Origin of the sequence: Asanoa ferruginea (assembly GCF_003387075.1) — a bacterium.
GTDB classification, from domain to species: Bacteria; Actinomycetota; Actinomycetes; order Mycobacteriales; family Micromonosporaceae; genus Asanoa; species Asanoa ferruginea.
The window spans coordinates 5,519,622-5,540,288 of the sequence record NZ_QUMQ01000001.1 but is presented as its reverse complement, the minus strand read 5'-3'; the positions used below and the strand labels follow the sequence as shown (position 1 = coordinate 5,540,288).

The window sequence follows — 20,667 nt, the reverse complement described above, 5'->3', positions numbered from 1 at the left end:
CCCCGGCCAGCGGCCGGAGAGGTGCGACCTGAGGCGGATAAAGATGTTCAGGTGCCGAGGGTAGACGAACTCATACATCGTCCGAGGTGATTTGACGTCGTGGCGATGCTCACAAGCGTGTCCACTCAGGATCGTCCCCAAAGCGTTCCGAGTGGATTTCCTTTTCAACCCTCATGGGAGGGATGGACGGGTTCGACCGATCTGGGTACGCGACGTGTTGGCGTGAACGCGGGAGGTTGCCGCGTCAGCCGATTGTGCTCAGATTGGCAAGTTGTTCGATCGCTCGGGCCGAAGGTGAGGCAGGTACGGCGGCGAAGAGGGCGAGTCGCTGGCTTGGGTCGTCGCTGAGCTCCAGGAATTCGTCGTGTAGTTCGAGGAGCCCGACGACGGGATGTTTGTAGACGCGGTCGTGATGCGCGCAGGCGGTGATCGGGTATTCGGCCCATAGTTCCGCGAAGGGGCCGCTGCGGACCCGCAGGTCGCCGGTGAGTGCGGCCAGCCGGTCACCTTCGGGTCGCCGGCCGAGCTCGCCGCGCAGGTCCGCGACCGTGTCCCGGGCCTTGCTCTCCCAGTCGAGGAACAGGGCACCGACGCGCTCGTCGCAGAACAGCAGTTCGGGCCACCATGGACGGGTTGCGGGATCGTCAACGACGGTTGGGTCCAGATGCGGTGCGTGAATGGCGTGGGCGGTGCGGTTCCAGGCCAGCAGGTGCCGGTCGCGGCCCAGAACGAGCGCTGGTGCCGGTGACAGCGCATCGAGCAGCATGCGCAGCTGTGGTCGCAGTGTCTCGTCGGAGCCAGCCGATTCGGTCGCCGGCGCCGGCCGCGCAAGCCGCCACACGTGGTTGCGTTCGGCCGCATCCAATGACAGTGCCCGGCAAACCGCGGTGAGGACCTGGTCGGAGACGTTGGGTGCGCGACCCTGTTCCAGTCGCGTGTAGTAGGCAGGGCTCAGGCCTGCCAGCACTGCGAGTTCCTCGCGGCGCATGCCCGGCACCTGTCTGCGCCCACCGTGTGTGGCGACCGTCGGCACAGCGCGGCCTCTGCGGGTCCGCAGGAAGTCGCCGAGTTCTATCCATCGTTGCCGCATCTCTCGAGTATGGGGTGACCCTGGCAGTGACAGCCCTGGACCTGATCACACACATAGGTTCGGATCATGATCAGAGTCGCAAGTCCATTGACAGGTAAGAACGCGCTGGTGACCGGCGGTTCAAAAGGCATCGGCCGCGCCGCCGCGGAGCGGCTGGCGGCCGACGGGGCGTCAGTCGCGATCAACTACAACGTCGACGAGGGGGCTGCTGCCGAAGTTGTCGCGGGCATCAGCGAGCGCGGAGGCCAAGCCATCGCGATACGCGCTGACGTGTCGAGGCTCGCCGAGATCGGATCGCTGTTCGACGCCGCCGAGGAGCGGCTCGGCCCGCTCGACATTGTCGTCGCGAACGCGGCGACGTTCGTGATGAAGCCAGTCACCGAGCTGACCGAGGAGGAGTTCGACCGGGTTTTCGATCTCAACACCAAGGGCGTGTTCTTCATCCTTCAACAGGCAGCACGGAAGCTGCGCGACGGGGGGCGCATCATCGTCACCTCGACGGGCGGCACCCGGATGTTGTTTCGAGACAATGCCGTTTACCTGGGCAGCAAAGGCGCGGTCGAGCAGTTCGTCCGTGGTCTCGCACAGGAGGTCGCCGGACGGGGGATCACGGTCAACGCTGTGCTACCCGGCTTCACCGACACCGGAATGCTGCCCGAGCGGGATCGGGCGATGGCCGAAGCCAGCTCACCGTTCCAGCGCATCGGACAGCCCGAGGACGTCGGTGACGCTATCGCGTTGCTCGCCGGCCCCAGCGCCCGTTGGGTGACCGGCCAACTCCTTGGCGCCGGAGGCGGCGTCTTCTAGCGGGTTGGCCGTCGACGCCGCCGACCGTCCTGATGTGATCCGCCGAGTCGGGTCAGGTGGCGGGAATTCGCGCCGCGGTGACCGAGAATGTGGTGTACGGCATGGTGAAGCCCCCACCGATCCTGTCGATGCCGGCCCCGACCTTCTCCAGCACCTGCGCTAGCTTGACCGGTGAGAGCTGCGTGAGACCGCCGGTGGTGGGCAGCAGGTCCAGCCACTCGTCGCGGGTGTAGGACCGCTCCCAGTCGAAGCGCCAATGCTCCGGTTCGTGGAAGCCGCCCGTCTCGCGGATCCCGTCGGCGAACTTGGCGAACATCGCCTGGGAGAGCTCCACGCCGCTCCTCTTCGACTGCATGTCGAACGGCGGGTCGGGTACCACCTGTCGGTAGACCTCCGTGAAGGCATCCGCCACCTCGGACGGAGGCTCCAACACATGCGCGAACAGTGCCAGAAGCCCGCGGGGCCGCAGCACCTGCGCGGCCTTGGCCGCACCCGCGACCGGGTCCACCCAGTGCCAGGACTGCCCCGCCACGACCGCGTCGAAGACCCGGCCGGCGGGATCCCAGTCTTCGAACGTCGCCACCTCGACCTCGACCCCACTGCGGCGCGCGAACTCGGCCATCCGCGCGTCGGGGTCGACACCGAGCACCGTGCAGTTGGCGGACTGGAACTGCCGGGCCTCGATGCCAGTGCCGCACCCGACGTCGAGGACGTCCGGTCCCGGGCTGGCGGCGACGATCAGGTCCACCAAGACGTCGGGATAGCCCGGCCGGGCCCGGTCGTAGCGTTCGGCGTCGGCGCCGAACGACTCGGCTATCTGCCTTGCTCGATGAGGCTCGGGCAACGACGGATGTGATTGCTCCTGCGGTATAGTGGGCATCTGCCCACCATAGTGGGCACCTGCCCACTAGGCAACCGGGTAGTGCTTCGCGATGAGCGAAAGGAGAATGCCCGGTATGCCGACCGGAATACAGATTCGCGACGCGCGTAAGCAACTGCTCGACGCCGCCGAGCGCGTCCTGCTTCGGGATGGGCCGAGCGCACTGACCAGCCGCGCGGTCACCACGGAGGCGGGTTGCGCCAAGGGCGTGCTGCACAAGCATTTCGCCGATTTCGACGCCTTCCTCGCCGAAATCGTGCGCGATCACGTCAACCGGATCGACGATCAGGCCACCGCCCTGCGCAAGTCCGCCGGGACTGGCAGCGTGGCTGCCAACCTCACCGGCGCCCTGATGGCCTTGTTCGACCCGGTCGTGGTGGCGATCGTCAGCCTGATCATCTTCCGCGACGGGCTGCGCGACCGACTGCGCGAAGCCAGGCCGGGACATGGTGTCCCGATCTTGGCGGAGGCCAGCGCCATGATCGCCTCCTATCTGACCGACGAGTGCGAAATGGGCCGCATCGCGGCCGATGCCGACATCGACTCGCTCGCGCTCTCACTGATCGGGGCCGGGCACCTACTGTTCGCCGCCCGGGAGGGCACCTCGCCGGATGCTGGCGCTGTCGACAAGATCGTTACCACCATCATCGCCGATGTCCTACAACGACGGCTGCTCTGAGTGGGAGGCGACCCGCGTGTAAGCCCGAGCGCTCGGTCCGGACGTTCTGCACGCGGGCCGCCCAGTCGACTACCAGGGCACCGGACCACCCTCGCCGAAGAACCCGCCGGTTGGTCCGTCCTCGTCAATAGTGGCCAGACGCACCACAACCGCGGCACCCTGCGCCGGCGCGAGGTAGCCGCTGTGATTGTTGATTTCCGTGTTGACGTAGCCGGGATCTGCGGCGTTGACGAGCACACCGTCCTTGCGCAGTTCGTTGGCATACTGCACGGTCAGCGCGTTCAACGCGGTCTTCGAAGGGCAGTACGCGGCCGACGTCGGCAGCCCGGAGAGAGGGCCGTCCGGGTCGCTGGAGATGGTCAGCGAAGCCGCGGCGCTACTCACGTTGACGATGCGCGGGGCCAGCGACATGCGCAGCAACGGGAGCATCGCGTTGGTCACCGCGATCACCCCGAAGACGTTGGTTTCGAACACGGCCCGGACCATGTCCAGGTCGACCGTGCTCGGGATCTGATCGTGAGCGTCCTCGGGCGACACCGGCCCGGAGCCCGTTATCCCAGCATTGTTGATCAGCACGTCCAGGTGGCCGAATCGTTCCGCGATCTCCCTCGCAGCCGCCTGGATGGTCGTCGGTTCGGTGACGTCAATGGTGACGGCGTACGCGTCACCCCCCGACGCGCGCACCGCCGCGGCGGCCTCCCGACCGCGCTGCGGATCCCTGGCTCCAATCAGGACCGTCATCCCCAACGCGGCCAACTCTTCCGCGACTGCGCGGCCGATCCCCTTGTTGGCCCCCGTGATCATCGCTGTCTTCCGGTGTGTGCTCTGCTCGCTCATGGCCAAGCTCCTGTCCAAGAAGGTCTGTCATCCCTAAGACGAGACAGCCCGGCCGTTAGTGAGATGCGCGGAGGTGATCATGACGCCGATGGGCCGGGCCGATCCGTGGTTTCGGTCGCCTCACGAACGACCGCCCACGCATCGCCGACGGAGCCCAGGTGCCCGAGCTTGTCGGGATTGCTCACCGTGCGGATCATCTGGATCTGTCCATCGAGGATGTCGAGCACCATGGTGTTGACGACGTTGCCGTCCCGGTCGCGGAAGATCGCGCCCGGCTGGCCGTTCACCTCGTGCGGCTCAACCACGCCGCCGATCCGGACGAACGCCGTGACAAGGGCGGCGACCACCCGCGCCACGTTCTCCGCGCCAATAATCTGGGCGGCCACTTGCGGCGTCTTGCCACCGCCGTCGCCGACCAGGTGCACGTCGGCGGCCAGGAACTCCCGCAGGGCGTCAAGCTCGCCTTCCTTGAAGGCGTCGAAGAATCGTCCAGCGAGTTCGTCGCGCTCCTTGCGGTCGGCCTCGAACCGCGGCCGGCCCGCGCTCATGTGCCGCCGGGCCTGCATCGCGAGCTGGCGGCACGCCGCTTCCGATCTCTCCACCGCCGCGGCGATCTCGCGGAAGCCGAACCCGAACACCTCGCGCAGCACGAATACCGCTCGTTCGAGCGGGGAGAGCCGTTCCAGCAGCAGCAGCGCCGCCATCGACACCGAGTCCGCTAGCTCCGCCGACCGCTCCGGATCCTGGTAGGGATCGGTGAGCAGCGGCTCCGGGAACCACGGCCCGACATACTCCTCACGCCGAACACGGGCCGAGCGCAGCACGTCGATCGAGATTCGGCTTACCGTGGTCGACAGGAACGCCTTGGCCGAAGTGGGTTGTGTCGACGTTGCCGCGTAGCGCAACCAGGTCTCCTGGACCGCGTCCTCGGCCTCGCTAACGCTGCCCAGGATCCGGTAGGCGATCGAGAACAGCAACGGTCGCAGCTCCTGGAACTCCTCGACCGGCCTCACGCCAATCCCTCCCTGAAGCCCTGTCGCCACGATGGATAGCGAAGCTCCCAGCCAAGCTCCCGCTTGGCCTTGGCGTTGGAGAAGCCGCGTCCCTCGGTCATCATGACCACCACCACCTTCCCGGCCAGCGGTCGGGCCAACCAGGTAGGAATCCGCATGGGCGGCTTCGCCCCGGCGCAGGCCGCCAGGTATGGCAACCACTGACTGGCGGGCGCTGGCTCGTCGTCGACGATGTTGAACACACCCCGCGCTTGCTGCTCCACCGCCAGCACGGTCGCGCTCGCCGCGTCATCCAGATGAATCCACGAAGCGTAGCCAGTGCCCCTGCCGACCAGCGGGAACTGCCGTTTGCGTACCAGCTCGACCTGGTCGTCGGTGGCGCTCGGTCCGTAGAACGCGCCGTACCGCATGACGGCGCCGCCCGCCTTGCCCACCACCTCTTCGACGTGGCGCAGCGCCACCATCGACGTGTGTGCCGCCGTCCCTTCGTGCAGGTCCAACGGGTCTTCTTCGGTCTTGACCCAACCGCCTTGGCGGATGCCGTTCCAGTTGGCGTACCCCTGCGCGACGAAATGGGCCACGCCGTTGTCCTCGGCCGCAGCCAGCAGGTGGTCCGTCCCCTCGGTGCGCAGCCGGATGGTGGGGACCGACCACCGATCAAAATGCTTCAGATCGGGTTTACCGCCATGGGTAAGGCTGATTCCGGTCATCTGATGCACGATCACGTCTGGCCGGGCGTCGGCCACTGCCCGGGCAACCGACCCCGCATCCAGCCCGTTCATCACCACCGCATCGGCGCCCTGCCGCTCCAGCAAGTCGAGCTTGGCCGCGCTCGTCGTTGTCGCCGTCACTTGATGACCTCGCGCCAGTAACTGTGGCACCAACCGCCGCCCCAGCACCCCGGCCCCGCCGGCCACGAAAACTCGCACGATCAGTACTCCTCCCGATCAGAGCCTTTCCCTACCCCCAGGACGAGACAGGCCAGAGATCTGTGAGATCGACGGGGGAAGAAGCGAGCCGGGTCACATCACGCACGGCGGGTCTCACGTTCGGTGCTTGGTCTCTCGTCATCGCTGCGTACGAATCGGGAATTTCCTTGGCATGAAAGGAAGGTCATGAACTCACCAATTGAAGCCCTTCTCCCTGACTTCGGCGGTGACATCGTCCAACCTGGCGCAGCCGAGTACGAATCGGCTCGGCGTTCCATCCTGGCATCGGGTAGTCCCGCCTACGTTCTGCGGCCCGCGAGCGTAGAGGACGTGCGAGCCGGGCTCAGATTCGCCGCCGATCTGGGTCTTTCGCTGTCCGTCCGCGGAGGAGGCCATAGCTTCGCGGGCTTCGCCACCAACGACGGTGGCGTGGTGATCGATCTCAGCAAGCTCGCGGACGTGGAAATCGTCGACAAAGAACGACACCGGGTACGCATCGGCGGCGGCGCCACCTGGGGTCAGGTCGCCGTGGCCTTGGCCCCGCAGGGCATGGGTATCTCCTCGGGAGACAGCAAGAGCGTCGGTGTCGGTGGGCTGACGTTGAGCGGCGGCATCGGTTGGAAGGTTAGGAAGCACGGTCTGGCCCTGGACAACATGGTCGCCGCGGAGGTGGTCACTGGCGATGCGGAGGTCGTGCGCGCTAGCGCGACGGAGAACGCGGACCTGTTCTGGGCGATTCGCGGGGGCGGCGGCAACTTCGGGATCGTGACGACCTTCGAATTCCTGGCGCACCCGACGACGGACGTCTTCCACGGCACGATCGCGTTCCCGGCCTCAGAGGCGGCCACCGTACTCCAGGAATGGGCGGCCTATCTCCGCACCGCCCCCGAAGAGCTCACGTCCGTGGCGAACCTCGCGAATCCCTTCACCGGTGGACCTGAGGCACCGGTGGAGATCCACGTCGCCTTCGACGGCGATGACCCGGAGCTTGCCGCGAAGGCCATCGACCCGATCCGCCGGCTCGGCACCGTGCTCGACGACAGTGTCGCGCCGAAACCGTATGCGACCACGCTCGTCGACGGCGCGACCCCACCGCCCGGCATCCAGATCATCACCCGAAGTGCCTTTGTAGAACCGGTTTCGGTGCCCACGGTCCTGCGGATCCTCGCCGAGGTTGGGGCATCCGAGCGACCGCCGTCCATCGCCGTGCGCAGCCTCGGCGGTGCGGTGTCCCGAGTCCCCGACGACGCCACCGCCTACGCGCATCGCCGAGCCGAGTTGTTGATCGTGACGGCCGTCGCGGGTCCTGAGCCGGTCCTCGACGCCGCACGCCCGGCGCTGGCGGCGATCTGGCGGACGCTCGCGCCGCACGTCAACGGCGCCTACGCCAACTTCCTAACCACCGCTACCGCGGAGGATGTCGCCGCGATCTATCCAGCAGCGACCTACGAGCGGCTTTCGGCGACGAAGCGCCGCTATGACCCCCGCAACCTGTTCACCGGCAACCACAACGTCCGACCCCAGCAATAACGCCGCGGTAAGGAAATAGCTGATGATTAATCCGACCAACGGCCGGTCGCGCGCCGCGCTTTGGCTTGGCCGCCTGACACTTGTCGCACTGCTCGCGGCCGCGCTGCCCACGAACGCTCAAACCGCCAACGCGGACAGCGCGGCCCAACGACCTGCCGCAGGCGACTCTTCGATGTCCCGGTGTAGCACCGGTTACCTGACGCACGCGCTGCACCTTCCCCACGTGGCGGTGGACTCCGCGGTCCCCGAGACCACGGGCAGCTACACACCGCCCGGGGCCACCGCCGCGATCACCGGGCTGCCCACCTTCTGCGCTGTGGACCTGACCCGAACCGACTCCGCGGGCAACCCCGTCCACATCGCGGTCTGGCTGCCCGCGAAGTGGAACGGACGGTTTCAGGGCATCGGCGGCGGCGGCTACTCCTGCGGAATCTTCTATGCCACACCACCGGGATATGTCAGTCCCTCCCTTGAACAGACGCTCAAAGTTGGATACGCGTCAGTGTCCACCGACTGGGGGGTCCCGCCGGCCGACGCCAACACCGGGAGCTGGGCGTTGAAGCCCGACGGTCAGCTCAACACCGACCTGATCAGCGACTTCGCCTCCGCCAGCATCCACGACATGACCGTCGCCGGCAAAGCGGTCACCCAGGCCTTCTACGGCGACCAGATCCGGTACGCCTACTTCAACGGCTGCTCGACGGGCGGCCGGGAAGGCCTGATGGAGGCGCAGCAGTACCCGACCGACTACAACGGCATCGTCTCCGGCTCACCAGCGATCAACTGGACGAGTTGGGTTCCCGCCGCCATCTGGCCGGCACTGGTCATGAACCAGACGCATCACGCGCTGCCGACCTGCAAGCAGGACGCGTTCACCGCGGCGGCGGTGAAGGCGTGCGACCCGCAGGACGGCGTCACCGACGGCATCATCAGTGACCCGGTCGCCTGCGACTGGAACGCCAACAAGCTGATCGGGCAGAGCACACCCTGCGGCACCATCACCGCAGCGGACGCGACCGTCATGAACAAGATCTGGCAAGGCCCGGTCACGGCCCGCGGCCGGTCACTGTGGTTCGGCCTCGTGCGTGGCGCCTCGCCGGCCTGGCTCGCCGCGACCACTACCACGGACGGAGTCACCGAAGCGGTGCCGTTGCCACACGCCGTGGGCTGGCTGGGCACCTGGCTGAAGCAGAACCCGAACTGGGACTGGAAGACCCTCACCTTCACCCAGTACGACCAACTGTTCGCGCAATCGCTGCGCGAGTTCTCATCCACCATCGCCACGGACGATCCTGACCTGAGCCGCTTCAACGGGAACGGCGGGAAGATCCTCCTCTGGCACGGGCTCGCCGACCCGATCATTCCCCCGCAGGGCAGCATCCGTTACTACCAGCGCGTCCAACAGGCGACGGGCGGTGCGGCGAAAACGCGGTCGTTCGCGCGGCTGTTCCTGGCCCCCGGTGCCGACCATTGCGCCAGCGCGGCAGGCCCGACCCCCACCGACCCGCTCGCGGCGATCGTCGCGTGGGTGGAACACGGACAAGCGCCACAGTCCATCCCGGCCACTCTCACTGACCCGGCCACCGGCGCACAGACCCTGTCCCGACCGGTCTGTGCCTACCCACTCGTGGCCCGCTACACCGGCCGCGGCAGCACCACCGACGCACGGAACTTCGCCTGTGCGCCGACCTACCAGGCGCGTTAACCGCAAGCGGTCAAAGGCCGGTTCCGGAACTCTCCGGAACCGGCCTTTTGACCGCGCTCGAACGCGATGAGGTTTTCAGGTCGCTGCAGCGTTACAAGCCTCGCCAGCAAAACCTGACCGACGACCCGATGTGCGGCACACCCCCGAGTGGCGCTCGGCCGGTCAGCCCCAGCTTGCAGGCTTGCCCGATCCGGCGGGCACGTCAGAGGCCCGAGTTCAGCGGCGTAGCGTGGTCTCGTGTTGCAAACGCGATAGCTTCTGAGGATTGCGCACGGAGTAGAGCCCCGTGATGAGGCCTTCGTCGATGCGCACGGCCAGGACAGTGTCGATCTCGCCGTCGAGCCGCAGGATCAGCGCCGGGAAGCCGTTGACCAGTGCCATCCGCGGCGACCTCGTGGCCAGGTTGGCCAGTCCGGCGGCCAGCATGCCGGCTACTGCGTCGGCCCCGACAACGGGCCTCAGCGCGGCGTGCGCGACTCCGCCACCGTCCCCCAGGAAGACGACGTCCGGTGCGAGTATGTCGAGCAGGCTCTGCAGTTCACCGGTATCGACCGCCCGCTGGAACGCCTCGAGTGCGCCGCGGGTCTCAGCCGCGGAAACGACGCCGCGTGGCCGGCGCGCAGCGACGTGCGCCCGTGCCCGGTACGCGAGCTGGCGGACCGCGGCCGGGCTCTTGTTGACGGCCTCGGCGATCTCCTCATATCCCAGCTCGAATACTTCGCGCAGCACGAACACCGCCCGCTCGATCGGTGCGAGCGTCTCCAATACCAGCAACATCGCCATCGAGACGCTGTCAGCCAACTCGACGTCATCGGCGACGTCGGGCGTAGTCAGCAGCGGCTCGGGCAGCCAGGGGCCGATATAGGACTCCTTGCGGCGCCCGAGTACACGCAGGCGGTCGAGCGACTGGTGGGTGGTGATCCGGACCAGGTACGCCCGCTGATCCCGCACCGTGCCAAGATCGACGCTCGCCCACCGCAGCCAGGTCTCCTGCAGGACGTCTTCGGCGTCGACCGCCGAGCCGAGCATCTCATAGGCGACAGTGAACAGCAGGTTGCGCTGGGCGACAAACGCCTCGGTCGCGGGATCCGGCCGGCTGTCCCGATTCCTGCTGGGGCCGCGATCGTTCGGTGTACTCCGCGCCGTGCCGGCCATGGGTGACTCCCGCTCCACTCGACTGCATCGCCCACCAGACGCTCGGTCCCGCCATTTTGTGACACGGCGACGGTCGTGGCACACGTCACATAAGCGCCTTTGTTATGCGGATCAGGTCCCCGCCGTCTTGTGGTCGTTCGATTCCGCATCACGAGTGAGGACGAAGTAATGGAACCTCGATTCAACCTGAATGACAGCGAGCTCGGTGCCAAGATCGGCAAGCGGTTCGCCAATACAAGCTTGGCGATCATGCAGTCGACGCTGACGAAGTCCACGATCAACCTGGTGGAGCTGCGCGCCAGCCAGATCAATGGCTGTGGCTTCTGCACCGACGCCCACGCCAAGGACCTCGCGGCGGCCGGCGAACCTGCGGTCCGGATCAATCTGGTCGCGGCCTGGCGCGAGTCCACTGTGTTCACCCCGGCCGAGCAGGCCGCGCTGGCACTCGCCGAGCAGGGCACCCGGCTCGCCGACGGCCACCAGGGCGTATCCGACGAGACCTGGGCCCAGGTACGCAAACACTATGACGACGACCAGATCGCCGCGCTGGTGTACTTGGTCGCCATGATCAACGCTGCCAACCGAATCGGTGTGATCCTCCACATGAAGGGTGGTGCCTACCAGCCCGGCACGTTCGACAGCACGGCGGACTGAGCAGCACGCGGAGCCCGGCCCAGGGACAGGGATCATGCGACCCGGGCCGGGCCCGCGCATGTCCGCGCGTGCGAATGCGGACCATCGCCTGCCGTCACCCAGAAACATACGCAATCCCTTGTACGACCAGGGATTCGGCGACACCGCCAGCGAAGCACCCAACACGTAGTGGGGTGCGGTCTGTGAGCACGCCCAGTCTCAGCGCTCGATAGAGATCGAGTTTGTGTTCGGGTTCGGCATTGTGCAGAGCGTCGACCAGCGACCTCACACGTGAATCTTGGACAGTTACCGCTCGTGCTGCGGGACGGTAACTGTCCAAGATCTCGAGTCAGGCGGTGCAGGCGACGCCGTTCAGGGTGAAGCTGGTCGGCTTCGGGTTGCTGCCCGTGTGGGTGCCGTTGAAGCCGATGCCGGTCGACGCCCCCGCTGCCAGCGCACCGTTGTAGGACAGGTTCGTCGCGGTGACCGCCGTGCCGGTCTGGGTGAACGTCGCCGACCAGCCCTGGCCGACCTTCTGCCCGGAGTGCGGGAAGGTGAAGCCGAGGCTCCAGCCGTTGATCGTGGTCGTTCCGGTGTTGGTGATCGTGATGTTCGCGGTGAACCCGCTGCCCCAGTCATTTGTCGCGTACGCCACGGTGCAGGCACCGGCGGCGGGCGGCGCCGCCGTGGTCACGGTGACCGACGCGGATGGTGGGGAGGTGTTGGCGGCCGCGTCGACGGCCACCACGTAGAAGGTGTACGCGGTGGCCGCGGTCAGCCCGGTCACCGCGAGCGTGGTGCCGGTGGGCGAGCCGACGAGCAGGTCGGTCGCGCCGTTCTCCCGGTAGACCCGGTAGCCGGTGACGCCGACGTTGTCGGTCGACGCCGCCCAGCTCAGGGTCACCCCGCTCGTGGTGATCGTGGACGCGGTCGGCTGGCCGGGCGCGGTCGGCGCGACGGCGTCCGGCGCGGGCGGGTCGGTGGTGGTGACGGAGACCGGTGCGGACGCGGCGGAGCGGTTGCCCGCGGCGTCCTTGGCCACCACGTAGAACGCGTAGGAGGTGGCGGCGGTCAGCCCGGTCACCGCGAACGTGGCGGCGGTGGGCGAGCCGACGAGGACGTCGGTGGCGCCGGCCTCGCGGTAGACGTCGTACCCGGTGACGCCCACGTTGTCGGTCGACGCCGCCCAGCTCAGCGTCGCGCCGGTCGCGGTGACCGCCGACGCGGTCGGCCGGCCGGGCGCCGTCGGCGCGGTGGTGTCCGGGGTGGGCGCGCCGGGCTCGACGCCCCAGACCCGGCGGCCACCGGCGTAGAGCGGCACGTTGCGGTTGGGCCCGGTGACGGTGCTGTACGACGGGTCGTTGGTCGGGTCCCAGGTGCCACCCTCCGGTACGCCGACCTTGAACTGCACCTCCATCCGGTGCTGCGACTGCCCGGCCGGGGCGATGGTGTAGCCGGTGCAGTCGACCTCGACGTACCAGAGGTCGCCGGAGACCTGGCGGGCCGTGGACGGCGACGGGCAACCCTGGGTGTAGCCGGGGGTGACCACGACGGGCGTGGCGCCCTCGGCGCGGAAGTAGTAGCGGAACTTCGCGTCGGTCAGGGCGCGGGCCGGGTACGCGGAGCGGTTGTAGATGATGGCCTTGAGCCCGGTGGCCCGCGGCTCGGCCTGCATCACCGTGGTCTCCACGGTCAACTCGTCGCGGTCGGGCGTCTCGGCGACCGGGAAGTTCGCCAGCGGGGTGCCGCCGTGCTTGGTCACCAGCGCGGCGAGCGCGGAGGTGAAGCCGGCGTTGTAGTCGGTGGCGACCTCGTTCATCACGTAGTCCGACCGGGTGTCGCTGTAGGCGTCGTTGGCCGACGAGGGTCCACCCACCAGCGCGCCGTAGAGCACATGCCGGGTCTCCTCGGGCACGGTCTGGCTATCCCACCAGGAGCCGTGCGCGGTGCGGTGGTGCGGGTTCTTCGGCGAGTTGGCGCCGAACCCGATGACGTAGCTGGAGTTGCGCGGGTTGTCGCCCAGCGCGTAGTTGATCTGCCGCAGCGCGAAGTCCTGGTAGCGGGCCTTGCGGGTGGCGTCGGTGAGGTAGTCACCGTGCAGCAGGGCGACGAAGCTGGTGTTCGCCGCGTAGCGCAGCGCGCCCCACGAGTCGAGCACCGCCATGCCACCCGGCGAGTAGGGCACCCGTTGCCCGTTCACGCCGACGGTCCAGTAGTCGAGCCACCGGTTGGCGTCGTCCAGGTACTTCTGCTTGCCGGTCAGGCGGGCCAGCAGCACGTACGCGCCGAACTGTTTGTTGTCCCAGGCGATCGTCCACTTGTAGGACTTGGTGGTGGTCTGGTTCTCGTTGCCGAGCAGGTCATACCCGCTCTCGGCCTTGGCGAGGTAGCTGGCGTCGCCGGTGGCCCTATACAGCCAGATCGCACCCCAGACCAGCTCGTCCTGGTAGCCGCTCCACGACCGGTAGAAGTTGGTCGCGTCGGTGATGCAGTCGTGGTAGCTCTTCCGCACCGTGTCGGCGAACGTGTAGAGCTGCTTAGCGTGGCCGAGCAGCTTGTCCGCGTAGGCGGCGTCGGTGGGTCGGAAGACCATGGACGACGCGGCCATCGCCGCCGCCGTCTCCCCGGCCAGGTCCGCGCCGCCACAGCTCGCATCGATTTTGTACGAGGGACGCGCCATCGGCATCACCTCGGCCGGACCCCACCACTTGTGGTCGGCGTCGCCGTTGCCGATCTGTCCGTAGAGGACGTTCGGTGACGGGTGCGCCTTGACGAAGTAGTCGTTGACGAAGCGCAGGTTGTTGAGCAGGTGCGGGAGCTGCCCGGACGACACGTAGCCGTCCCGGTACTCGACCGCGCCCCAGGCGAGCATGGTGGCACTGAACGCCATCGGGAAGCCGAACTTGACGTGGTCGCCGGCGTCGAACCAGCCGCCGGTCAGGTCGAGCCCGACGTCGGCGCCGTCGGTCAACGCGGAGTCCCCGCGCCAGGAGACGCGGTTCCAGGAGGGCTTCGGGCCGGACTGCTGGGCCTCGTAGAAGAAAAGGGACTTCTGCAGTGCCTCGGCGTAGTTGAAGGCGGCCGCGGCGGCCTGCACGCCGGTCGTGGCGGGGACGGCCGCGGACGCGGGACCGGGTACGGCGCCGAGGGTGAGCCCGGTGACCAGGGCCGCACCGGCGGCGAGGACACGGCGTGACCACGGCTGGTCGGACCGCGCCCGCCGGAGTCGTCTGACGTGGTGCATGACGGTTACTCCTGTCGGAGGGTGGTGGGGCACGTACAGGGCCCGGGAGCGCTCCCATGGATAGACGACAATGTAACGGGAACGTCATCAGTTTGTGAAGGGCGGCCGCTCCCCATCGACGACTGTCGCTACGTAGACGTCGGGGGTTCAGCGATCAACACGAGTATCACGCGCGGCCCGGCCATCTCGGCCGAGGCCGTCAGGTGCGCTCAGGACGCCTGCGGATGAGACCCCAAGGTTTGAACACCGCCAACACCAGCGCGAACAGCAGCGCGGCAGGCGAAACGATTGGTGGGTAGATCATGTCGCCGATCGGCGCCGTGACAAGATGCCCCGCGGCCAGCTCCCGGCCGAGCTCGCCCAAACCTTCCAGACCCGGCCGCAGGGCCAGAGGCACGAGCGTGACGAGCACAACGCTCACGGCCAGCTTGGTGGCCACCCACCAGTACCGCACCAGCCCGTATCTGCTGCCGTAGCCCAATGCGACGCCGCTGACCAGGCACAGCAGCCCTGCGACAAACAGCGGCCACACCGCGAAGAGCTCGAGCGCCTCAAAACACACCGCCCGGGTACGGCCGTCCTCGCTGAGCACCGCGGTGAAGACGACGACGGCCATCGCCACGTCAAGGCCGATCCACGCTCCCGCAGATCCGATATGGACGACGAGAACAGCCTTACGCGCGCGGGCGCTCAGCCTCGGGGGCGGGACGTTGTCGTTGCGCTTGCCTACCACCCGTTCATTCTCTTGGCGGTCAGCAGAACGTCGTCCGCCCCCGAACTGACTCCGCCGTACGCCCGCTGACGTACAGCTCTAGTCCTCGCGTCGAACGACAATGCCGTCTGCGGGGCAGCACCACCCGGCCGGTGTCGGCACATGTACGGCTGGTTTATATCGTGGCCATGTGGTTGGAGTCGCGGTGACGGCTACATCGGATCGTGGGACTGCGCCTTTACACGGTCCGGTGGCGGTCTATCCCGGCACGTTCGATCCGTTCACCCCGGGGCACCGCGACCTGGTGGCCCGCGCTCGGGCGATGTTCGAACGGATCATCGTCTTGCTGGCGGTGAACGCCGACAAGCGACCAGCCGCTGAGGCCACGGTCAGGGCCGCACTCGTGCGCGACGCCATGCCCGCAGCCTGGGGCGACGTCGAGGTGGACACCTGGACCGGCCTGACGACTGCCTACTGTCTGCGACGCGGCGCCACGGTCATCGTCCGCGGCGTGCGCACGGCCGCAGACCTCGGGTACGAGTACCAGCTCGCTGCGATGAACGAGCAACTTGGTATCCAGACCGTCTGGTTGCCGTCCCGTCCGGACCTGGTCGCCACCTCGTCCACGGCCGCACGCGCATACCGGTCGGCACAGTCGGCCGGCGGGTCGACCGGGCCCGGGCCCTGCATCGGCTCGTTCGGTGTGGCCACCCCCGACGATGTCGGCCCGTTCATCGCATAACGCTGAACAGTGACCGCAACGCGCCGACGGGCGCTTGCCCACGGGTCACGGGAATGTGGCTGCCGCCTCACCGGGTCTACACACGTCGGCTTCGTACGACGAGAAACGGGGGAAGGCCCGCGCGGTGTGGTTGCTGGTCGATGAGGCGTCGATCCGGTTGTGGTTCGGCGACCAACTCGATGACAAATCGGTGATTGATCAATGCCATCAGGTATCGAGACACCGTGCGGTGCTGGTTGCCACCACGCCGTACGCCGGACGGGTTATCTGATCTCCAAAAGCCTTCAATGAGGTAGTCACCGATGAGCCGCCGGCTCATCCCGTCATCGGTGTCGACCCAGCTCGCGTGGGGCGCCTCGAAACACGGGTGCGGGATCGTGAAGACGAGTTGGCCGCCTGGCGCCAAGACGCGGCGGACGGAGCGGACGGCGGCTTCGAGATCAGGGATGTTGTTCAGAGATAGTCCGGCGGTGACCCAGTCCGCTGAGCTGTCTTCAAGGGTCGTGAGGACGGTGCCGTCGTCCACTGCGTAGGTGACCCCGCAGGGCGTGGCTCGCTCGATTGATCTGGCGTGCTCAACGAGGCGTTTCGTGGGGTCTACGCCAGTGACCGTTGCCCCGCGTGCGGCTACGGCGCGCGTGACGATCCCTTCACCACATCCGAGATCCACGACACGGGCGCCCGACATATCTTGGGGCAGGGCGGCCAGAAGGACGTCACGGGCGAAGCCGTGCATCGGGGAGCCTGTACTCAGTTGAGAGGCGTACCAGTCGGCGATCGTGTCCCAGTTTTCCTCCACAAGACCCCGATGGTACGGGGAATGTGGTGGAGCGAACGCGAGCCGACGCGAGTGCCGCCATCGTCCGTCACGCCAAGGACGGGCTTACCGTCGTGCGGTATGCGTCGGACGGACGACCGACGGTGATCAGGGCGTCGGCTGACATCGCCAACGGCGTGGCCCCTCCCCCCGCGCACGTCACGATTGCGTCATGATGGGTCGGTCCGGCGTCGTGCGTATCGGTGCGACACCCCTCAATTCGAGTGTGAACGGCGCCCGGGGTAACGGAATCGAGTTCACCGCGTCGCAGTTCCAGTTCAGACTGCGGTGTAGCCACCGTCGGCCACGAGGATCGAGCCGGTGATGAAGGATGCGGCGTCGCTGGCGAGGAAGACGACGCTGGGGGCGATCTCCTCGGGGAGCGCGAAGCGTTGCTGGGGGCAATCCTCGACCCAGTAGCGCTGGAACTCCGGCCGGTCAACGGGAGCCATCTCGGTTTTGACGTATCCCGGTGCGACCGCGTTGACGCGGATGCCGTAGGGCGCCCATTCGACGGCGAGTGACTTGGTGAGGTGGTGGACGGCGGCTTTCGACGCGTTGTAGGCGGGCTGCCATTGTGGGCGGTTGACGATGATGCCCGACATGCTGCCGATGTTGATGATCGAGCCTGAGCGGCGATCGCGCATGCTGGCGCCTACGGCGAGGGAGGTCTTCCAGAGCGCGCGTACGTTGAGGTCGAATACGTCGGCCCACTGCTGGTCGGTCACGTCGAAGGCGTCGGCGTGGTAGCAGATGCCGGCATTGTTGACGAGGATGTCGATGCGACCGTCGAAGGCGCTCATCGCCTGGTCTGTCATAGCGGAGATTTGGCTGTCGTCGGTGATGTCGGCGGTGATGGCAACAAGGTCGAAGCCGGCGTTCTTCGCTTCGGCTGCGGCGGAGAGGTTCGCTTCTTCCCGCCTGCCGGAGATGGCCACCCGCGCGCCGGCCTGTGCCAGTCCGAGGGCGAACGCCTTGCCGAGTCCTTGGTTGCCGCCAGTGACGAGGGCGGTCTTGCCGTCGAGACTGAACAGGGATGTCATGCGTAGAGGACCTTCCGCTGGCATTAGTCGAGCCGGACCCGTCCGCGGTCGCCACGCTGTGCCTATCAGCCGCCAGGCCGGGAAGCAAGGCACGAGTTACGGCAAGTGTTCTACCCAGGCGCGGGTCGCCCCGAAGCGACCGCTACGACTCGCCTGGTGAACGACCGCAGTAGGCCAGCGACAAGCGTTGGGATCGTTCAAGCGGATCGCGGCAGAAGCGTGCACCCAATCAAATTGGTGTCGTTGCCGGTCGGCTCGTCTCGGCGTCTGCGGATGCTGTGGGTTGGACGCGCACTGCTGTGTGGATGGGCACGTAGGCTGCGCGGCGTGCTTGATGGTCTTGATGCGATTGCCTGGGGTGAGCTTTCACATGCGTACGGCAGCGCGCACGATACGCCGGGAATGCTCAGGCAGGCGGGTTCCGAGAACAGCGAAGTGGCCTCGGAGGCGATTTCCTACCTGCGCGGCAGCATCTTCCATCAGGGCACGGTCTACCCGGCCACGGTGACCGCGGTGCCGTTTCTCGCGGAGCTTGCAGCGGGGGCCGCGGACCGACGTGCCGAGTTCGTCTGGATGCTGGGCATGCTGGCGGACGATCGGCATGCCTACGGTGACGCCTTCGTGCGGGTGCGGGCAGCGGTTACCGGCCAACTGCAGCTTCTGGTGGCCCTGCTCGATGACGCCGACCCCCAGGTCCGAGAGGCCGCGGCCTACGCCACGGCGAAGGCGGGTGTGACCGCCGAACCGTTGTGGCGGAGGTGGGCGGTGGAGGACGATTCAGCGGCGCGGGCGACGCTGGCGCTCGCGTTGGGCGAGGTAGATTCCGCTGCCGCCGAGACGGTGCTGGGTGACGCTGCTCTGCACGGTAACCCGCAGGTCAGGGTGGCCGCCGCGGTGGCGTTGCTCCGCGCGGGCCTGGACTGGCCGGCGGGCACGATCTCCGCCCTGGTGGCCGCGATCGACGATGACGCCGCCGTCACCTGGGCCTGGGCTCGCGGGGCGGAGTGGTCGGAGGAGATCGTGGCAGCGCCGTCCACCCAGGTGGCGGTCGCGGTCCTCGAGCGCATGCTGCGGTCCGGCAATCCGAGAACCCGCAAGTCCGGGCTCTGGGCGTTGAGTACGCGCTGCGACGCCCAGCGCTCGGCGCCGCCGGTGTTCGTGCCACTGGTGGCGCCGTTGCTCGATGATCCGGATCCTGACGTACGCGGCAGGGTGATGGACGTGTTACGCCAGGGGGGTGCGGCAGCGCGGCAGTTCGCCGACGTGGTGGCCGATGTCGCGGGCCGCTTCCCCGACACCGCCGGAGAACGGGGATTCACCGTCGAGTACCGATCGGTCGAGACGTTGCAGCGGCTCGGTGACCCGCGCTGGGTCGAGCCGGTGTGTGCGGCGGCCGCCCGAGGTCACCAGTTCCGGTTCATGCCCGGCGCGGTCCGCTTCACCCCGGAGGTCCTGGCCGCAGTTCGGGGCAGCGGTCGCCCACCTGGAACCGCGACTGCGCGATCGTCTGGGCGACCGCTGGAGCAGGCTGTCCGCCGCCCGAGCCCTCGCCCGACTCGGCATACCGACGGCGGAGCTAACCGAGCCGCTCAGCCGCGGAATCACCGACTACGGCGGCCGGTTCGCCCTCCCGATCATCCTGGAACTCCAAGCCGTCGAGACAATCCCCGCCTTGGAAGAACTTCTCGGCCGCGACGACCGCTCCGGCGTGAGCAGCTCCGCGGATGACATCGTCTGGGCCGACGAACTGCTACAGGAACACATCAAAGACGCGATCGCACGCCTTCGCAGTACGTAGGACGTCCTCCGTGATTTCAGCGAAGGAGCGCAAGAGCAGCAGGTAGACCACGAACGCCCAATGACCCTCAGCCACGATGACGCCAGACGTGTCTAGGGGCTTCGCGCGATCCGGTATCCGCTCATCGAAGGAAGCGCATCGGGTGGCCCAGCGTGCTGTTGGGCCGCAGGGGACGTCGCGCCCGGCGATCGGGTTGCCGAGAAGCTGCACGCAGGTTGCGGCGACCACTCATCGACAGATCCAACCGTTTCCTGTCCACAATGGCTCGACAGCTCGGTGAAGCAGGAGGCTTTGATCGACGCGGGTGACCTCGACGGCGCGATGGAGAGGGAGTTCGACGAGATGCGTCGTGTTGCCGCGAAGTTCGGCGAGCCCGGCCTCTACGATGCGGCGATCGACGAGTTCAAGTCACGGTTCGGGAAGGGTAGTTGCCCGTGAACACCGGTGAACGATTCGTCCTGAACCTCGTGCGTTCAAGTGGCATACCGCCGCTCATGTTCGGTATGACCGCCGAACGGGCGAGCGAGGCCATGAGCCAGTGGGGTCAGGTCGTCCACGACATCGAACCCAGCGGCTTAATGCTCGAGGTCCGCGACGAGGACTGGTCCTTCCACGTCCAGGCGTATTTCGAACACGGAAACCAACTGGGGTCGATCCAGATCTGGCGGCCGGAGGGCGAGAACGCCGCCCTTGTGACCTTCGAAGGCATGGACCTGTTCGGCATGCAGGCGCGCGAGATCATGACCCGCCTGCGCGAGAACGGTGACGAGATCGACGAGACGGACCTGTTCAATCCGACGGCACACCGGATCACGCTGGGCTTCAACCGCGAGGACGGCGACGAGCGAGATGGGGAGGACTTGGCCGTCTACTTCACGAGCGTGGTGATCGCGCCGCCCGGCTATCTCGAGAGTTCCGATACCTGACCGCGTCGTGCTCCGGCCGTCCCCATGCCGGGGTCGCCGGAGCCCGTGGCGGCAGGAAAGGGCGCCGCGGTCCTGTTACGGCTTGGTCTTCGGTGGCGTTCCTGGTTGCCTGCGGCAGTCGTGGAAG

General features: G+C 67.4%; 19 protein-coding genes. 9 read left to right on the top strand and 10 right to left on the bottom strand.

Annotated features, from left to right (window positions below; genetic code table 11):
* Nucleotides 1-244: 244 nt before the first annotated feature.
* A complete protein-coding gene (locus DFJ67_RS25965; protein ID WP_116070412.1) occupies nucleotides 245-1,090 on the bottom strand; it encodes a helix-turn-helix transcriptional regulator in 846 nt (281 codons plus the stop codon).
* A gap of 66 nt (nucleotides 1,091-1,156) precedes the next feature.
* Between DFJ67_RS25965 and DFJ67_RS25960 the strand changes: the two genes are divergently transcribed.
* Nucleotides 1,157-1,897: an SDR family oxidoreductase gene (locus tag DFJ67_RS25960; protein ID WP_116070411.1), complete on the top strand. Its 741-nt coding sequence runs from the start codon at nucleotides 1,157-1,159 to the stop codon at nucleotides 1,895-1,897.
* 52 nt (nucleotides 1,898-1,949) lie between these two features.
* Here DFJ67_RS25960 and DFJ67_RS25955 read toward each other — a convergent pair whose 3' ends face one another.
* Entirely contained in the window at nucleotides 1,950-2,777 is an 828-nt protein-coding gene (locus DFJ67_RS25955) for a class I SAM-dependent methyltransferase (RefSeq protein ID WP_116070410.1), read from the bottom strand.
* Nucleotides 2,778-2,853: 76 nt separating this feature from the next.
* Here DFJ67_RS25955 and DFJ67_RS25950 point away from each other — a divergent pair, with 76 nt between their 5' ends.
* A complete protein-coding gene (locus DFJ67_RS25950) occupies nucleotides 2,854-3,456 on the top strand; it encodes a TetR/AcrR family transcriptional regulator (RefSeq protein WP_116070409.1) in 603 nt (200 codons plus the stop codon).
* A 69-nt stretch (nucleotides 3,457-3,525) separates the two neighbouring features.
* Here DFJ67_RS25950 and DFJ67_RS25945 read toward each other — a convergent pair whose 3' ends face one another.
* The 3 genes from DFJ67_RS25945 to DFJ67_RS25935 form a co-directional block, all read right to left on the bottom strand.
* Entirely contained in the window at nucleotides 3,526-4,293 is a 768-nt protein-coding gene (locus DFJ67_RS25945; protein ID WP_116070408.1) for an SDR family oxidoreductase, read from the bottom strand.
* A gap of 77 nt (nucleotides 4,294-4,370) precedes the next feature.
* A complete protein-coding gene (locus DFJ67_RS25940; protein WP_116070407.1) occupies nucleotides 4,371-5,306 on the bottom strand; it encodes an RNA polymerase sigma-70 factor in 936 nt (311 codons plus the stop codon).
* Nucleotides 5,303-6,235: an NAD-dependent epimerase/dehydratase family protein gene (locus tag DFJ67_RS25935; protein WP_116070406.1), complete on the bottom strand. Its 933-nt coding sequence runs from the start codon at nucleotides 6,233-6,235 to the stop codon at nucleotides 5,303-5,305. Before DFJ67_RS25935 ends, DFJ67_RS25940 begins: the two co-directional genes overlap by 4 nt.
* Before the next feature lie 123 nt (nucleotides 6,236-6,358).
* On the opposite strand from DFJ67_RS25935, the gene DFJ67_RS25930 reads away from it, so the two are divergent.
* Nucleotides 6,359-7,765 carry an FAD-binding oxidoreductase gene (locus DFJ67_RS25930; RefSeq protein ID WP_239096965.1) on the top strand — a complete coding sequence of 469 codons (1,407 nt, stop codon included), beginning with the start codon at nucleotides 6,359-6,361 and terminating at the stop codon, nucleotides 7,763-7,765.
* A 22-nt stretch (nucleotides 7,766-7,787) separates the two neighbouring features.
* A complete protein-coding gene (locus tag DFJ67_RS25925) occupies nucleotides 7,788-9,470 on the top strand; it encodes a tannase/feruloyl esterase family alpha/beta hydrolase (protein WP_116070404.1) in 1,683 nt (560 codons plus the stop codon).
* Nucleotides 9,471-9,686: 216 nt separating this feature from the next.
* Here DFJ67_RS25925 and DFJ67_RS25920 read toward each other — a convergent pair whose 3' ends face one another.
* A complete protein-coding gene (locus DFJ67_RS25920) occupies nucleotides 9,687-10,625 on the bottom strand; it encodes an RNA polymerase sigma-70 factor (protein ID WP_116070403.1) in 939 nt (312 codons plus the stop codon).
* A gap of 168 nt (nucleotides 10,626-10,793) precedes the next feature.
* Here DFJ67_RS25920 and DFJ67_RS25915 point away from each other — a divergent pair, with 168 nt between their 5' ends.
* Nucleotides 10,794-11,279: a carboxymuconolactone decarboxylase family protein gene (locus DFJ67_RS25915; RefSeq protein ID WP_116070402.1), complete on the top strand. Its 486-nt coding sequence runs from the start codon at nucleotides 10,794-10,796 to the stop codon at nucleotides 11,277-11,279.
* 328 nt (nucleotides 11,280-11,607) lie between these two features.
* On the opposite strand, the gene DFJ67_RS25910 is transcribed toward DFJ67_RS25915, so the two are convergent.
* Both DFJ67_RS25910 and DFJ67_RS25905 read right to left on the bottom strand, forming a co-directional pair.
* Nucleotides 11,608-14,502: a glycoside hydrolase family 9 protein gene (locus DFJ67_RS25910; protein WP_116070401.1), complete on the bottom strand. Its 2,895-nt coding sequence runs from the start codon at nucleotides 14,500-14,502 to the stop codon at nucleotides 11,608-11,610.
* A 199-nt stretch (nucleotides 14,503-14,701) separates the two neighbouring features.
* Nucleotides 14,702-15,235 carry a hypothetical protein gene (locus tag DFJ67_RS25905; protein WP_116070400.1) on the bottom strand — a complete coding sequence of 178 codons (534 nt, stop codon included), beginning with the start codon at nucleotides 15,233-15,235 and terminating at the stop codon, nucleotides 14,702-14,704.
* A 229-nt stretch (nucleotides 15,236-15,464) separates the two neighbouring features.
* On the opposite strand from DFJ67_RS25905, the gene coaD reads away from it, so the two are divergent.
* Nucleotides 15,465-15,956: a pantetheine-phosphate adenylyltransferase gene (gene coaD / locus DFJ67_RS25900; protein ID WP_116070399.1), complete on the top strand. Its 492-nt coding sequence runs from the start codon at nucleotides 15,465-15,467 to the stop codon at nucleotides 15,954-15,956.
* Nucleotides 15,957-16,032: 76 nt separating this feature from the next.
* Here the strand turns inward: coaD and DFJ67_RS25895 are convergent, their stop codons facing one another.
* Together DFJ67_RS25895 and DFJ67_RS25890 are read right to left on the bottom strand one after the other, a co-directional pair.
* Entirely contained in the window at nucleotides 16,033-16,755 is a 723-nt protein-coding gene (locus tag DFJ67_RS25895) for a class I SAM-dependent methyltransferase (protein WP_116070398.1), read from the bottom strand.
* 296 nt (nucleotides 16,756-17,051) lie between these two features.
* Nucleotides 17,052-17,840, bottom strand: coding sequence for an SDR family NAD(P)-dependent oxidoreductase (locus DFJ67_RS25890; protein WP_239096964.1), 789 nt, complete (start codon nucleotides 17,838-17,840; stop codon nucleotides 17,052-17,054).
* A 303-nt stretch (nucleotides 17,841-18,143) separates the two neighbouring features.
* Between DFJ67_RS25890 and DFJ67_RS25885 the strand changes: the two genes are divergently transcribed.
* The 3 genes from DFJ67_RS25885 (at nucleotide 18,144) to DFJ67_RS25880 (ending at nucleotide 20,540) form a co-directional block, all read left to right on the top strand.
* Nucleotides 18,144-19,544, top strand: coding sequence for a HEAT repeat domain-containing protein (locus tag DFJ67_RS25885; protein ID WP_239096963.1), 1,401 nt, complete (start codon nucleotides 18,144-18,146; stop codon nucleotides 19,542-19,544).
* A gap of 346 nt (nucleotides 19,545-19,890) precedes the next feature.
* A complete protein-coding gene (locus tag DFJ67_RS42865; protein WP_170215980.1) occupies nucleotides 19,891-20,052 on the top strand; it encodes a hypothetical protein in 162 nt (53 codons plus the stop codon).
* Nucleotides 20,049-20,540, top strand: a complete 492-nt coding sequence (locus tag DFJ67_RS25880) for a hypothetical protein (RefSeq protein ID WP_116070396.1) — start codon at nucleotides 20,049-20,051, stop codon at nucleotides 20,538-20,540. The genes DFJ67_RS42865 and DFJ67_RS25880 overlap by 4 nt, the downstream gene beginning before the upstream one ends.
* Nucleotides 20,541-20,667: the final 127 nt, after the last annotated feature.